General features: G+C 37.9%; 14 protein-coding genes. 12 read left to right on the top strand and 2 right to left on the bottom strand.

Translation table 11 applies throughout. The features are described from left to right. Positions 1-14 precede the first annotated feature (14 nt). The 7 genes from AB3I34_RS08945 to AB3I34_RS08915 all read left to right on the top strand — a co-directional run bounded on the left by AB3I34_RS08945 (position 15) and on the right by AB3I34_RS08915 (position 5,507). Complete coding sequence (locus AB3I34_RS08945; RefSeq protein ID WP_002365150.1) at positions 15-674, top strand: nicotinate-nucleotide adenylyltransferase; 660 nt, start codon at positions 15-17, stop codon at positions 672-674. Further along, positions 652-1,242 carry a bis(5'-nucleosyl)-tetraphosphatase (symmetrical) YqeK gene (yqeK, locus tag AB3I34_RS08940; protein ID WP_002356300.1) on the top strand — a complete coding sequence of 197 codons (591 nt, stop codon included), beginning with the start codon at positions 652-654 and terminating at the stop codon, positions 1,240-1,242. Before AB3I34_RS08945 ends, yqeK begins: the two co-directional genes overlap by 23 nt. A gap of 46 nt (positions 1,243-1,288) precedes the next feature. Then, positions 1,289-1,627, top strand: coding sequence for a ribosome silencing factor (gene rsfS / locus AB3I34_RS08935; RefSeq protein ID WP_033072556.1), 339 nt, complete (start codon positions 1,289-1,291; stop codon positions 1,625-1,627). A gap of 1 nt (position 1,628) precedes the next feature. Continuing rightward, positions 1,629-2,369, top strand: coding sequence for a class I SAM-dependent methyltransferase (locus tag AB3I34_RS08930; protein ID WP_002356302.1), 741 nt, complete (start codon positions 1,629-1,631; stop codon positions 2,367-2,369). Positions 2,370-2,449: 80 nt separating this feature from the next. Further along, on the top strand, positions 2,450-3,637 hold the full coding sequence (locus AB3I34_RS08925; RefSeq protein ID WP_025189423.1) for a nucleotidyltransferase: 1,188 nt from the start codon (positions 2,450-2,452) through the stop codon (positions 3,635-3,637). 86 nt (positions 3,638-3,723) lie between these two features. Then, entirely contained in the window at positions 3,724-4,443 is a 720-nt protein-coding gene (locus AB3I34_RS08920) for a YebC/PmpR family DNA-binding transcriptional regulator (RefSeq protein ID WP_002356305.1), read from the top strand. Positions 4,444-4,676: 233 nt separating this feature from the next. Continuing rightward, the gene (locus AB3I34_RS08915; RefSeq protein WP_010712789.1) at positions 4,677-5,507 is read left to right on the top strand and encodes a DUF6287 domain-containing protein; all 831 of its coding nucleotides are present in this window, start codon (positions 4,677-4,679) and stop codon (positions 5,505-5,507) included. A gap of 278 nt (positions 5,508-5,785) precedes the next feature. On the opposite strand, the gene AB3I34_RS08910 is transcribed toward AB3I34_RS08915, so the two are convergent. Both AB3I34_RS08910 and AB3I34_RS08905 read right to left on the bottom strand, forming a co-directional pair. Beyond that, positions 5,786-6,730 (bottom strand): endo-beta-N-acetylglucosaminidase, encoded by a 945-nt coding sequence (locus AB3I34_RS08910; RefSeq protein ID WP_002382461.1) that lies wholly within the window; start codon positions 6,728-6,730, stop codon positions 5,786-5,788. Between the two features lie 157 nt (positions 6,731-6,887). Then, positions 6,888-7,469, bottom strand: coding sequence for a YdcF family protein (locus AB3I34_RS08905; protein ID WP_002359392.1), 582 nt, complete (start codon positions 7,467-7,469; stop codon positions 6,888-6,890). Between the two features lie 121 nt (positions 7,470-7,590). On the opposite strand from AB3I34_RS08905, the gene AB3I34_RS08900 reads away from it, so the two are divergent. The 5 genes from AB3I34_RS08900 to AB3I34_RS08880 all read left to right on the top strand — a co-directional run bounded on the left by AB3I34_RS08900 (position 7,591) and on the right by AB3I34_RS08880 (position 15,026). Continuing rightward, entirely contained in the window at positions 7,591-8,454 is an 864-nt protein-coding gene (locus AB3I34_RS08900) for an aminoglycoside 6-adenylyltransferase (RefSeq protein WP_085444262.1), read from the top strand. Positions 8,455-8,600: 146 nt separating this feature from the next. Next, complete coding sequence (locus tag AB3I34_RS08895) at positions 8,601-10,046, top strand: L,D-transpeptidase family protein (RefSeq protein ID WP_010817630.1); 1,446 nt, start codon at positions 8,601-8,603, stop codon at positions 10,044-10,046. Between the two features lie 165 nt (positions 10,047-10,211). Then, entirely contained in the window at positions 10,212-10,391 is a 180-nt protein-coding gene (locus AB3I34_RS08890) for a 2-hydroxymuconate tautomerase (protein ID WP_002356318.1), read from the top strand. 396 nt (positions 10,392-10,787) lie between these two features. Beyond that, a complete protein-coding gene (gene thrS / locus AB3I34_RS08885) occupies positions 10,788-12,725 on the top strand; it encodes a threonine--tRNA ligase (RefSeq protein WP_368027842.1) in 1,938 nt (645 codons plus the stop codon). Positions 12,726-12,890: 165 nt separating this feature from the next. Continuing rightward, positions 12,891-15,026, top strand: a complete 2,136-nt coding sequence (locus AB3I34_RS08880) for a penicillin-binding protein 2 (protein ID WP_002359399.1) — start codon at positions 12,891-12,893, stop codon at positions 15,024-15,026. Position 15,027 lies beyond the last annotated feature (1 nt).

Raw genomic sequence — 15,027 nt, 5'->3', positions numbered from 1 at the left:
TGGAGGGATGAACAATGGGAGAAAAAAGACAAGCGCGTCAAGGAGCGGACGTTCTCTTGCAAGAGGAACCGTTACGTTTTCAAACAAGAAAGCAAGTCGGCTTGTTAGGTGGTAATTTTAATCCCGTTCATTTAGCACATCTTGTCATGGCCGATCAAGTTCAAAATCAACTAGGTTTGGACAAAGTTTACTTAATGCCTACGTACTTACCACCACATGTAGACGAAAAGAAAACAATTAGCAGTGAACATCGGTTAGCGATGTTAGAACTAGCAGTGGCTGATAATCCCTGCTTAGATATTGAGCCAATTGAATTAATTCGCAAAGGCAAAAGTTACACGTATGATACGATGAAAGCTTTAAAAGAAGCCAATCCAGATACTGATTATTATTTTATAATTGGTGGAGATATGGTGGAATACTTGCCCAAATGGCATCGGATTGATGACTTACTCCATTTAGTTCAATTTGTCGGCATTCGGCGTCCTAATTATCCAACGGAATCTACCTATCCAATTATTTGGGTTGATGTTCCGCAGATGGCGATTAGTTCCACTTTGATTAGACAAAAAGTTAAAAGTGGTTGCTCAACACGCTATCTTCTTCCAGAGAATGTGATAAACTATATTCAAGAGAAGGGACTGTATCAAGATGAGCTGGATAACAAATTATGATGCTGCACAACGTGAATTATTAATGCAAAAAGTTCAAATGCAAATGAGTGAACGTCGCTTTCGCCATGTGTTAGGAGTCGAGGAAACAGCTGTGGCCTTGGCAGCGAAATATGGTGCCGATGAAGCCAAAGCCAGTATTGCTGCTTTGACGCATGATTACGCCAAAGAACGTCCAAACGATGAATTCGAGTTGATTATTCGCCGAGATGGTTTTGATTTGGCTTTATTAAACTATGGCAATGAAATTTGGCATGGCTTAGTTGGGGCGGATATTGTTCAACGGGAATTAGCCATTGATGACGAAGAAATCTTGCAGGCAATTCGTGTGCATACAACTGGGGCTGCTAAGATGAGCTTGCTAGATAAAATTATTTATGTCGCAGATTACATTGAACCAGGACGTGATTTTCCAGGTGTGAAAGAAGCCCGTGAAATTGCCCTTGTTGACTTAGATGCAGCGGTTGCTTATGAAACGAAACATACCTTGTTACATTTGATTGAACAAGAACATAAAATTTATCCAAAAACGTTAGAGACCTACAATCAATGGGTCGTTAATCAAAAATAAAAGAAGAAAGAATTACTAGGAGGGAACTATCATAGATAGCCAGAAAATTTTAGAAATTGCTGTCAAAGCAGCAGATTCAAAACGAGCAGAAGAAATTGTCGCATTAGACGTAAGAGAGATTTCATTATTAGCAGATTATTTTTTAATTTGCCAAGCCAATAGTGAACGTCAAATCAATGCGATTGTTGATGAAATTAACGAACAAGAAGCCAAAAATCAAGTAGAAGTCAAGCGTGTGGAAGGTAAAGAAGGCGGAAAATGGATTTTAATCGATTTAGGCGATGTTATTGTCCATGTATTCCAATCTTCAGAACGTGCCTTTTACAACTTAGAAAAATTATGGTCAGATGCCCCAATGGTTGATCTAAGCGCTTGGGTCGACTAAAATGGCCTACGAAACGTTTGCTTTCGTCTATGACGAAGTGATGGACGAAAGCCTATACCAAAAATGGTTGGATTTTTCCAATCGTCATCTCCCACAAGGAACCCAACAAATTCTTGAAATGGCTTGTGGTACAGGCGCTTTAGCAGTTGATTTCGCGAAAAGTGGTTACGATGTGACGGCCTTAGACTTATCAGAAGAAATGTTGATGATTGCTAGTGAACGGGCCTTTGAAGAAGAAGTGCCAGTTCAATTTGTTCAGGGAAATATGCTAGATTTATCTGAAGTGGGACAATACCAAGCCATCACTTGTTTTTCTGATTCACTGTGCTATATGGCTAATCGCCAAGAAGTACAACAAGTGTTCGATGAAGTTTATCAAGCGTTAGAAGAGGAAGGAACGTTCATTTTTGATGTTCATTCTACTTACAAAATTGATTCAGTTTTTCCGGAATATAGCTATCATTATCAAACAGAAGAGTTTGCTTTTCTATGGGATAGTTACGCTGGTGAAAAAGAACACAGCATAGAACATTTCTTAACATTTTTTGTGAAAGAACAGGAAACAGATGAGCACTTTGTTCGGTATGATGAATTGCATCAAGAACGAACCTATTCGTTAGATAACTATTTACGAATGTTAGAAAGTGCTGGTTTCATGAACGTCAAAGTTTATGCAGATTTTACAGATGAAGCACCAACTGAAACAAGTGAACGCTGGTTCTTTGTTTGTCAAAGAGATTAATAAGATTTGGCTTATGAGCTTGGGACAGCGCTTAAAAACGTTTGTCTCTTTGCTGATAAGTCCATTTTTTTATAACGGAGGTGGCTAGAGTGAAAGCCTGTGGCATTATCGTGGAATATAATCCCTTTCATAATGGACATCGCTATCATGCCCAACAAGCTCGCCAACAAAGCGGAGCTGAAGTAGTGATTGCTATAATGAGTGGAAATTTTTTACAAAGAGGAGAACCAGCTTTACTAGATAAGTGGGCCAGAGCAGAAGAAGCTTTGCAAAATGGTGTGGATTTAGTCATTGAATTGCCGACAGCTTGGTCGGTACAGTCTGCGGATTACTTTGCCAAAGGCGGTATAAAGTTATTGCAGGCGTTGCAATGTGAGAGCTTATGTTTTGGAACAGATAGTACAAGCGCAATTGATTATGCGGCTTTCGGCCAGTTTGTCCAAGAAAATCAATCCTTAATTGATCAAACGTTCCACGCATTGACAGACAAACAATTGAGTTATCCACAAAAAATGACTGCTGTTTTTCGTCAAGTATATCCTGAAAGCAGGTTTGATTTTTCTTCGCCTAATCATATTTTGGGGATGAGTTATGCAAAGGAAAATGCCACGTATCCAACCCCGATGACGCTCTACCCAATTGCTAGAAAACAAGCGGGCTTTCATGATGCAACGATTTCTGGGAAAGTTGCTAGCGCCACGGCGATTAGGCAAAGTGTTTTTCAACAAGAAATAACGCAAGTGCTGCCAACGGTTCCTTCTATAACCGCACAACATTTACAAACACAGACAATGATTTCATGGGAAAACTACTGGCCCTTCCTAAAGTATAAAATTATTCAATCCTCGTTAGAAGAGTTACAAGCCATTTACCAAATGACGGAAGGACTTGAATATCGACTAAAGGATCAAATCCAAGCAGCAGGTTCTTTTCACGAATTAATGGAACGTATGAAAACGAAGCGTTATACTTGGACAAGATTGCAACGATTAGCAACCTATATATTGTTAAATATGACCAAAGAAGAAGTTGAAACTGTTTGGCAAGACAGCTATCTCCATGTGCTAGGATTTACGCCAAAGGGACAAGCTTATCTAAAAGAAACCAAAGCACAAATTCAATTGCCGGTAATTTCCAAAGTATCTAAAGAAAACCGCGCTATGCTTTCGTTAGATATTCGCGCCAATCAACTATATCAGATGGGAGATTCTTCTTTAAAAGAACAAAATTTTGGTCGGTTTCCCTTACGATTTTCGCCAGATACCTAAAAAATACTTAACAAAAATCAGTTTCCCCAGTATAATAAACAAGGGATAAGATACTAACAACAAATCAGAGAAAGCGAAGTGAGAATATGGGCCGTAAATGGGCAAATATTAAAGAGAAAAAAGCTGCCAAAGACGCAAACAATAGCCGTGTTTATGCAAAATTCGGGATTGAAATTTACGTAGCAGCGAAGTCAGGAGACCCTGATCCTCATGCAAACCAAAAACTACGGTTTGTAATCGAACGCGCCAAAACATACAATGTACCAAAACATATTATTGATCGCGCTATTGAAAAAGCAAAAGGTTCAGCAGATGAACAATATTCTGAATTACGCTATGAAGGATTTGGGCCAAATGGTTCAATGGTCATTGTTGATGCTTTAACAAACAACGTGAACCGAACAGCAGCAGATGTGCGGGCCGCATTTGGTAAAAACGGCGGAAACATGGGTGTCAGCGGTGCTGTTTCCTACATGTTTGATAATACAGGTATCATTGGCTTTGCTGGTGACGATGCGGATGAAATTTTAGAATACTTAATGGAAAAAGACATTGATGTTCGCGATGTTGTTGAAGAAGACGGTCAAATTATCGTTTACACAGAACCAGAAGATTTCCACCATGCACAAGAAGCGTTAAAAGAAAAAGGCATTGAAGAATTCACGGTTACTGAGTTAGAAATGGTTCCACAAAACGAAGTAACATTAGAAGGCGACGATTTAGCGAACTTTGAAAAAATGTTAGACGTTTTAGAAGATTTAGAAGATGTTCAAAAAGTTCATCATAATGTAGATTTACCTGAATAATCCATTTGTTCGTTTGTTTTAAGATTTAGAAAGTGAGCCATCGGTCATTTTGACTGATGGCTCACTTTTTTTCATATAATACATAGAAAAAAGAAAGTTGATTGATAAGTCCATGTGACACAAAGCATTCAATGACAGGTTCAACTTTTGTCTGTTCCATAAATATTTGTCTAAACAGTTGAATTAATAGTATAATATTTTAGTAAGATAGATTATTGAATGGGGGAATAGGCGTGAAAAAGGGAATGCTAGCGTTTTTTGTCGGGATAGCAGTTTTATCATTAGCTGCTTGTCGGGAACCAAAAGAAAAGAAAGTAACCGCTTCAACTGAGACATCCTCTAAAGTTGAAGAGACGAATGAAAAAACGAGTGAAACAATTGATAAGACAAATGAACAAGTGAGTAGCAGTATCGAGTTTAACGAATCAGTGAAAAGTGAAGAGTCCACAGCTGATGGAAACAACGGTCAGCTAACTGTAGCTGATTTAGACACTACAGCGATTAATGCTGGAGATTTTACTACTTTAGCTGGAACATGGAAAAATGGTAAAGGAGAGAGTTTGATCATTCATCCTGATGGTAGTACAAATACCGGAGGAATGATTACGAAGGATTTACCTACTGATGAGTCGCGACCAATTACAAGCTTAAGTATTAGGTGGGGGCCTACTGGTGCTGCGTTATTATTATATAAAATTGGTGTTGAAAATCCTAACGGCGACCAATCGGATAAGACGAAACCGCGATTGTTAATTACTCAAGATAGTGGAAATTATCCTGCGGAAGAGTATTACTATCGTTCTTCTGAAGAGGAAATTCAAGACCAAAATGAAGAGGCAAAAATCATCGAGAACCAAGAACAAGCAGAGGCATGTATCAGAAGTACATTGACTGATGCAGAAAATGATGATACGAACCTTGGATTTTTTGGTATGAATGGAAATGACTTCTTTTTTAGAGCCCAATCGAAACAGATGGCTGCAAATGGAGGGACTGGGACTGTTGGTTTTTTCAGAGTATCGCCACAAGGAGCAGTCAGAATAACGGATGCACAAGGCAACTAAAGATAGTCTCGTGGCAATCTATTTAATTCCTATAAAAGTAGCAAAATAAGAATGAAATGATCACAAAATCTTCACATTTAGTTTGTAAGATATAAGCATATCAACAAACAACCTTAACAACACAAAACACTTTTTCATTTTTAACTCCTTTCCCGTCCTTACCCAAAGGGCGGGTCTTTTTTTGTGTAAAACTATTCGCTCAAGATACCAAAAAGCCAGCTTGTAGTAAGCTGGCTTTTAACTCTTTACATGTTGGCGCTTGTAGACACGAGATAATATTAAGGTGTTGGAACAGTTGGTGAATAGTTCGTTTTTCGACCATAAAGTTCTTGTGTCGCCGCCGAGATATACGCAGATGAATCTTTTCCTGGGAGGTTATACATTAGATAAATACCATATTGCTCCGCTTTTGTACGTTTAGCATATTGCGCAGCTAGATTTTGATTGACACCAACTTCAACGGCAGAAGCACCTAAACGAGAAGCAGGCATCCCCGCAATTTGTGGCGGATTCCAGGTACTATAATAAGGATTCCAAGCATAATCAATTAAAGAACTCATTTGAGGATTAGCAGAAGAGTTCGCAGCCGCTGGTCCAATATTATAAAAAGTAATTAATTTATCATTGCCTAAGCGATTTCTTAAGGCTTGAAGTAACCAAATGAACGAAGAATTATTTGGTTGAGGCGTCCCATTTTTTCCGTATTCAGCATACTCATCATCAAAATCAATACCATCTAAATGATACGTATTAACGACTTGTTCTAATTGAGCTGCAAAGGCATCCGCACTTTCGTAAGTTGGGAAGTTAGCAAAGCCAGCACCTTCATGGTTGCCTAAAATAGACAATAGGACTTTAGTGCCGCGTGCTTGAACTGGACGAATTTGTGTTTCAGCTTCGTTTAAAGTTTGTTGGACCCGTTCATTTAGATATAAGTAAGGTTTTTTATTGACCGTATCATAATTAATATTGGCTGCAAAAATAATCCCCATATCAAAAGCAGGTTGATTGGTTCCAGCTAAAGTATATTTTCCCACATTGTTAAAATCGTGGTTGTTTACTTCTACATACATGACTGTTTTAGGTGTAACAGTTGATGCTGCTTGTACTTCAAATGCAGGTAGTGCAAACAGTAACCCGCCGACTAAAAGTATCAAACTTAAAAAAGTTGAAATAATCCCTGTTTTCTTGTTAAAAAAATGAGTGCTCAATTGATGCCCCATAACTTTCTCCTCCTATAAAATAAATATTGTTTGTAAGCGTTAACAAAGATATGTTATCATTTTTATAATTTAAACACAAGAAGAAGAGAACAAAAGTGAGCAAATCCACAGAATATAAAAGCGTCCTTCGCAAAATGGTCTTGCGAAGGACGCTCTTTTACCAATCAAAGAGTAAGGCATAGCCTAAAGAAAGCAGCTCTCGACCAAAATTTTTGATATCTTTTGGAAAAGAAGAAGCCGCAGTGATGCCTGAAACATTTGAGATGCCTGCTCGCTTGGCTAAAAGTTGCGAGCGGTACATGTGAAAGTCACTAGTAACAATCACTAACCGTTTAAAAGAAAGGAGTTTTTGTGAATTGACAATATTTTCTTTGGTGCGTGTGGCACGATTTTCTAAGAGAATCTGTTTTTCTGGAACACCTTTATTTAGCAAGTATTGTTTCATAACCGCGGCTTCCGTAGCCGGCTCATCTGCTCCTTGCCCTCCGCTAACAATAACGGGTGTCTCGGGGTGTTGTTTAATATAGGGGATAGCCACATCTAACCGAGCTTGCAAAACACGGCTGGGCAGTGCGGTTTCTTTAGACGTTCCTAAAACACGGGCCCCTAAAATTAAAATAGCATCTGGTTTATCGGTGGGTTGCGTATTTTTGCCAGTAAAAATAAGTAGACCTAAAATCAAAAGAATACAAAAGCCAAAACTGACAATGGATAAACTTGTTATTTTTAACCAATGCATGAAACATCCCTCCTTGTAATGTTAGTGTATACGAAGTACCATAGAAAAAGCGATAGAAAACAAAAGACTTATAAAAAAATCTATGTTTTAATAGAAACTTTTGAAGAAAGGGAGCGAGTGAATGCGTACAGAAGAAGAAATGTTTCAACTTATTATGGATGTAGCAAAACAAGAAGAACACATTCGAGCCGTGGGAATGGTGGGTTCTCGCACGAATGTGAAAGCGCCAAAAGATAGTTTTCAAGATTTCGACATTGTTTATATTGTAGAACCATGTGCTGAATTTTTTGAAACAGCAACGTGGATAGCAAAATTTGGACAACCATTAATTATGCAACGTCCCAAGGAAATGACCTTATTTCCCACAGAACCGAAGACGCGGGAAACATTTTTAATGTTATTTGAAGATGGCCAACGTATCGATTTAACGTTGTGTCCTCTCGCAGAAAAAGACAATTGGCATGAAGGCGATTCTTTAGCAATTATCTTGTTAGACAAAGATGAAAGTTTGCCGCCTTTACCTGTAGCATCTGATAAAAATTATACAGTAACAGTTCCGGATCAGCAGCAGTTTAACGATTGTTGCAATGAATTTTGGTGGGTTGGTACGTATGTAGTTAAGGGACTTTGTCGGAATGAACTATTTTACGCTGTCACACATCTCTATGAATATTGTCAGCAGGAACTGTTGCGCTTGCTTTCTTGGCAAGCGGCTTGGCAGGAACCGGAGCCAATTTCTGTTGGGAAACAATTTAAGTATCTGAAAAATTATGTCACTCCTGACACGATGGATCAATTAGCATCGTTGCTGGATTTTTCTAGTAAAGAAGCTTGTTGGAACAGCTTAATAAAGACACAAGCCTTTTTTGACGTCGTCGCTCAGGATTTTGCTAAAATGGCCCAGTTTACGTATCATTTACAAGAAGCAAAAAAAGTCACAGAGTATACAAATTCTTTAAGATTAAAGGATTTACAAGGAAAATAAGCTGAAAACAACGTAAAAATAGTGTATAATTGAAAAAATTAATCTGCGAGAGAAAGGGAACCTTTTTTGATTGTAGATCACCGCAGTTGTTTGTTGCCTAGACTCTAAGAAATAAACCTAAAATTATTAATATAAAGGATGAACAAATGAAAAAAGAAGAAATGCAAATGCGTAATACACGTCGTCAAAAATCAGGAAAAAATAATAAAAAGAAAGTAATTATTACTTCTTTGGTTGGACTAGCTCTGGTTGCTGGGGGCAGCTATGTTTATTTTCAAAGTCACTTTTTACCAACCACAAAAGTAAATGGAGTTTCTGTAGGCTGGTTAAATGTAAATGCCGCAGAAGAAAAATTAGCGCAAGTTAATCAAACCGAAGAAGTTGTGGTTCAAACGGGTGCAAAAGAAGAAAAAATTCAACTTCCTAAAAAATACCAATTGGATCAAAAATTTTTAAAAGACCATTTACACAGTAGCAAGGTGAAGCTACCGTTAAACGAGGCATTCAAAAAAGAACTAGAAGCCAAATTAGCGACTTTAAGTTTTCCAGAGGGGAAACCAAGCAAAAATGCGAGTATCCGTCGAGGCAATGGCACTTTTGAAATTGTTCCTGAAGAACAAGGCACAGTAGTGGACACACAGCGCTTAAATCAGCAGATTATTGCGGATGTTGAAGCGGGAAAAGGCAACTATCAATACAATGCCAAAGATTTTTATAAAGCCCCTGAAATTACAAAAGAGGATCAAACGTTAAAGGCAACATTGACAACGCTCAATAACAAGTTAAATAAAACAATTACAGTTGATATTAATGGTGAAAAAGTAGCCTTTGATAAAACACAAATTCAAAACGTGCTGAATGATGATGGCACAATCAACAAAGAAAAACTAACTACTTGGGTGACACAATTAGAAACAACATATGGTTCTGCTAATCAACCAGTTTTATTTACAGATGTTCACGGCACGACACGTCGTTTTAAAAACAACGGAAGTTATGGCTGGTCGATTGATGGGGCCAAAACGCAAGAACTACTAGTAAACGCGCTGAATAGCCAAGAACAAACGAATGCAATCACTGCTCCGTTGGTTGGCGATACCAAAGAAAATAGTAAAATAGCCAATAATTACATTGAAATTGATTTAAAAGATCAAAAAATGTATTGTTTCATTGATGGCAAAAAAATAGTCACCACAGATGTCATTACTGGCAGATATAACAAAGGAACCGCAACAGTACCAGGATTCCATACAATTTTATATCGGACAACCGATGTGAATTTAGAAGGTCAAATGCTTGATGGTTCTCGATACAGTGTGCCAGTAAAATATTGGATGCCGTTATTAAGTCAAGGGGGCGTTGTCACACAAATCGGGATTCATGATTCTGACCATAAATTGGATAAGTATGGCGATAAAGAAGCCTTTAAAACCGATGCTGGTAGTAATGGCTGTATCAATACGCCAGGAACAGAAGTTTCAAAAATCTTTGATGTATCCTATGACGGAATGCCGGTAATTATTTACGGACATATCTATGATGATGCACCAGGTGAATTTGATAAACCTGTAGATTATGGCGAAGAAGTATAAAAAGAGATATTAGGCAAGACCGCACTTTGGTCTAGCTATGTATCTGAAAAGTAAAAATCGGAGACGTCAACCGTAACGACTGACGTCTCCAATTTTTTATTGACAAGCGTCATAACCCGCTCTATGATACAAACAGAACAAGCAATTTAAATTGGGGGAACGAAGATGCCATTTGTACATGTAGAATTAATTGAAGGCCGCACAGAAGAACAGTTAACTAATATGGTCAAAGATATTACAGAAGCTGTGTCAAAAAACGCTGGTGCACCAAAAGAGAATATCCATGTGATTGTCAATGAATTGAAAAAAGACCGCTATGCACAAGGCGGCGAATGGAAAAAATAAGTTTTCAGAGAATTTCTGTTGAATCACTTGCTTTTTCTGAAAATAAGTGGTTAAATAAGTGCATAAATGATTGATGAGAAAGACAACTGAACTTGCCCGCGATCTATTAGAGAGGAAAATCTTGGCTGAAAATTTTCCAGATTGGCACAAGGGATGACCACTTTCGAAACCTTTGTTGAAACAAAGGCGGTCGCACCGTTAACACGCTAGAGGAACACAGATTATTTGTGTTCAAAATTAGGTGGAACCACGATATTTTCGTCCTAGTATTCGTTAGAATACTAGGACTTTTTGTTTTTTAACAAGGGGAACAGGTGGCTGTTTCGTTTCATTGTGAAAAACAGGAACACAATGAAACGCTTCAAATCAAAAAAATTAAAAGGAGAGAATTTTATTATGTCTATTCACATTACTTTTCCAGATGGCGCTGTTAAACCGTTTGATTCTGGGGTTACAACATTTGATGTTGCTAAAAGTATTAGCAACAGTTTAGCCAAAAAAGCTTTAGCTGGTAAATTCAATGGTGTTTTAATCGATTTAGATCGTCCTATCGTAGAAGATGGTTCGCTTGAAATCGTGACACCTGATCATGAAGATGCTTTAGGAATTTTACGTCATTCATCAGCTCATTTAATGGCTAATGCCTTACGTCGTCTTTTCCCTAACATTAAATTTGGCGTAGGTCCTGCGATTGATTCTGGGTTCTACTATGATACAGATAATGGGGAATCCCCTGTGACAGCGGATGATTTACCTGCAATTGAAGCCGAAATGATGAAAATTGTGAAGGAAAATAACCCAATCGTTCGTAAAGAAATCTCACGTGCAGAAGCGTTAGAATTATTTGCTGATGATCCTTACAAAGTTGAATTAATTACAGATTTACCAGAAGATGAAATCATCACTATCTATGATCAAGGCGATTTTGTCGATTTATGTCGTGGTGTTCACGTCCCTTCAACAGGACGGATTCAAGTCTTTAAATTACTTTCAGTAGCTGGTGCTTATTGGCGCGGAAACTCTGACAATCACATGATGCAACGGATTTATGGCACTGCCTTTTTCGATAAAAAAGATTTAAAAGAATTTATCAAAATGCGCGAGGAAGCCAAAGAACGTGACCACCGTAAATTAGGAAAAGAATTAGATTTATTTATGGTTTCACAAGAAGTTGGTTCAGGGTTACCTTTCTGGTTACCAAAAGGCGCAACCATTCGTCGTACAATTGAACGTTATATTGTGGACAAAGAAATTAGCTTAGGTTACCAACATGTGTATACACCAATCATGGCCGATGTGGAATTATACAAAACATCTGGTCACTGGGATCATTACCATGAAGATATGTTCCCACCAATGGATATGGGCGATGGCGAAATGCTGGTATTACGTCCAATGAACTGTCCACACCATATGATGGTTTATAAAAATGACATTCATAGTTACCGCGAATTGCCAATTCGAATCGCTGAATTAGGGATGATGCACCGCTATGAAAAATCTGGCGCATTATCAGGGTTACAACGTGTTCGTGAAATGACTTTAAACGATGGCCATACTTTTGTTCGTCCTGACCAAATTAAAGACGAATTTAAACGTACTTTGGAGTTAATGGTGGCAGTCTACGCTGACTTTAACATTACAGATTATCGTTTCCGCTTAAGCTATCGTGATCCAAATAATACAGACAAATATTTTGATGATGATGCGATGTGGGAAAAAGCGCAAGCGATGTTAAAAGCTGCCATGGATGAATTAGAATTAGATTATTTTGAAGCAGAAGGCGAAGCTGCCTTTTACGGTCCGAAGTTAGATGTTCAAGTAAAAACAGCTTTAGGAATGGAAGAAACATTATCAACCATCCAATTAGACTTCTTATTACCAGAACGTTTTGACTTAACTTATGTTGGCGAAGATGGTGAAAATACACATCGCCCAGTTGTTATCCACCGTGGTATTGTCTCAACAATGGAACGATTTGTGGCTTACTTAACAGAAGTTTACAAAGGCGCTTTCCCAACTTGGTTAGCACCAATTCAAGCAACTATTATCCCAGTTTCTGTAGAAGCGCATTCTGAGTATGCTTATGAAATCAAAGAACGTTTACAAGCACAAGGCTTACGTGTTGAAGTCGATGATCGTAACGAAAAAATGGGCTACAAAATTCGGGCCTCTCAAACCCAAAAAGTACCTTATCAATTAGTGGTCGGGGACAAAGAAATGGAAGACGCAACGGTGAACGTCCGTCGTTATGGAAGCAAAGAAACGTCTGTCGAAGATTTATCAATTTTCATTGACAGCATGGCTGCTGAAGTTCACAATTACAGCCGTTAAAAAAAGAGAAAAAGTCAAAAGGACTTCTGAATTCAGAAGTCCTTTTGACTTTTTTTTAACAAAAAAATAATTAAATATTTCCTTAGAGCTGGGAATAATCCTGATTTTTTGACTATTTTTTGTTACAATGAGAATGCGAAACTTTTTAGTGAAGGGACTAGAGGTATGAAGAAAAACTCATTTATAGATAAAATAAAAAAAACAGATGCCGCAGCAAAGAGTCAACGAGGTAGAAAGCCACATATTCCTTTTCGATTGAACTTATTATTTTTTGTGATATTTACTTTATTTGTTTCATTAATTGTTCGTTTAGGGTATTTACAGATTGTAGAAGGAGAAGAGTTTAACAAAAAAATCACTGCCAATTCTTCACTACAAATCACGACACCATCCCCTCGAGGACAAATTTATGATTCACAAGGAAAAGTCTTGGTTTCTAACAAAGCTAATTTAGCAATCACATACACACGAGGAAAAAATATTGAAGGAAAAGATATTTTACCGATTGCGAATAAAGTCAACGAACTTATTAACGTTCCAGTTGATCCAAACTTAACGGACCGTGATAAAAAAGATTATTGGTTAGCGAATCCTGAAAATTTAAAAGCAGCCCAAGCCCGTTTAACCGATCAAGATAAAGAAGATGAAAAAGGCAACAAAATTACGGACGAAGGCACATTATATGCCAAAGCAGTTGAAAAAGTCACCCCTGAAGAAATTGCATTTGATGACCGAACCTTACAAGCAGTGACGATTTTTAAACGAATGAATGCAGCGTCACAAATGAACACGGTCTTCATCAAGAATGAAGGTGTGACAGAAGGTGAAATTGCGACAATTGGTGAACACACAGCGGAAATATCTGGTGTTTCAACAGGGACTGATTGGACGCGTGATTATTCTCAAAGTGGCGCATTACGTAGCCTGTTGGGCACCGTTTCAACTGAAAAACAAGGATTGCCAGCCGAAGAAGTCGATGAATATTTGAAAAAAGGCTATGCACGAAATGACCGTGTTGGAACTAGCTATTTAGAAAAACAATATGAAGACGTTCTACAAGGTAAAAAAGCAAAATCAGAAGTCGTTTTAGACAATAACGGAAAGATTGTTTCACAAACCCCAATTTCCAAAGGGGAAAAAGGCTCCAACTTAAAATTAACGATTGATTCAAATTTCCAAAACAAAGTTGATGAAATTTTACAACGAAACTATTCACAAATAGTCAAAACCATTGGACCATACTCAGAAAATGCGTATGTCGTTGCTATGAACCCTCAAACAGGAGCTATTTTAGCGATGTCCGGATTTCATCATGATTTAGCAACTGGAGAAGTCACACCTAATCCTTTAGCACCTATTTTGAATTCTGAAGTTCCTGGATCAGTTGTGAAAGCAGGTACTTTAACAGCGGGTTATGAAACAGGCGTCATTAAAGGCAATGATGTTTTAACAGATGAAGCTATTTTACTAGCAGGTAGTAATCCAAAAGCTTCTTGGTGGAATGCTTCTGGCGGAACAACCATGCAATTAACTGCGGAGCAAGCGTTAGAATATTCTTCGAATGCCTATATGATGAAATTAGTCTTTAAAATGATGGGTGTGAATTATTATCCCAATATGATTTTCCCTTATGAAGTAGGAGATGACACTGTCTTTAAAGAATTAAGAAAAGCTTTTGCAGAATATGGTATGGGAACGAAAACTGGAATTGATATACCAGGAGAAACAACAGGAATTCAAAACAAGGACTTTAAGGATTCGTCATCTGCGCCACAAGGCGGTAATCTTCTTGACCTATCTTTTGGGCAATATGATACCTATAGCGCGTTACAATTAGCACAGTACGTTTCCACTGTCGCAAATAATGGCATCCGCGTACAACCCCATGTGGTAGAAGGAATCTATGGCAATGATGAAAATGGAGCTTTAGGAAAAATTTTAAAAGAAATTGAACCAAAAGTTTTGAATAAGGTGAATATTTCTGAAGACCAGATAGGAATTCTTCAACAAGGTTTCTATAATGTAGTAAATGGAACTAGTCCTTTTACAACTGCACGTGGTTTAAAATCAGACAAGTTTTCGATTGCTGCTAAAACAGGGACCGCCGAAACGCAAGCAACAGATGCTAATGGAGTAAACCATACAACGGTTAATAGTAACTTGGTGGCTTATGCGCCGTACGAAAATCCTGAAATTGCAATTAGCGTTGTTTTACCACACTTAAATGATGAATCTTCCAAACCAAATCAAACGATTGCCAAAGAAGTTTTAGAAGCGTATATGGAAATGTACAAAAAATAAA

Origin of the sequence: Enterococcus sp. C102(2024) (assembly GCF_040888205.1) — a bacterium.
Lineage (GTDB): Bacteria > Bacillota > Bacilli > Lactobacillales > Enterococcaceae > Enterococcus > Enterococcus faecalis.
The sequence above is the reverse complement of the archived record's forward strand: the minus strand, read 5'-3'. Positions and strand labels throughout refer to the sequence as shown.

Bases quoted from the DNA above. Each gene is read 5' to 3' on its own strand.
- AB3I34_RS08905 (WP_002359392.1), bottom strand. From the start codon at position 7,469: ATGCATTGGTTAAAAATAACAAGTTTATCCATTGTCAGTTTTGGCTTT.
- AB3I34_RS08930 (WP_002356302.1), top strand. From the start codon at position 1,629: ATGGCCTACGAAACGTTTGCTTTCGTCTATGACGAAGTGATGGACGAA.
- AB3I34_RS08920 (WP_002356305.1), top strand. From the start codon at position 3,724: ATGGGCCGTAAATGGGCAAATATTAAAGAGAAAAAAGCTGCCAAAGAC.
- AB3I34_RS08945 (WP_002365150.1), top strand. From the start codon at position 15: ATGGGAGAAAAAAGACAAGCGCGTCAAGGAGCGGACGTTCTCTTGCAA.
- AB3I34_RS08890 (WP_002356318.1), top strand. From the start codon at position 10,212: ATGCCATTTGTACATGTAGAATTAATTGAAGGCCGCACAGAAGAACAG.
- AB3I34_RS08895 (WP_010817630.1), top strand. From the start codon at position 8,601: ATGAAAAAAGAAGAAATGCAAATGCGTAATACACGTCGTCAAAAATCA.
- thrS (WP_368027842.1), top strand. From the start codon at position 10,788: ATGTCTATTCACATTACTTTTCCAGATGGCGCTGTTAAACCGTTTGAT.
- AB3I34_RS08880 (WP_002359399.1), top strand. From the start codon at position 12,891: ATGAAGAAAAACTCATTTATAGATAAAATAAAAAAAACAGATGCCGCA.
- AB3I34_RS08910 (WP_002382461.1), bottom strand. From the start codon at position 6,730: ATGGGGCATCAATTGAGCACTCATTTTTTTAACAAGAAAACAGGGATT.
- yqeK (WP_002356300.1), top strand. From the start codon at position 652: ATGAGCTGGATAACAAATTATGATGCTGCACAACGTGAATTATTAATG.
- AB3I34_RS08900 (WP_085444262.1), top strand. From the start codon at position 7,591: ATGCGTACAGAAGAAGAAATGTTTCAACTTATTATGGATGTAGCAAAA.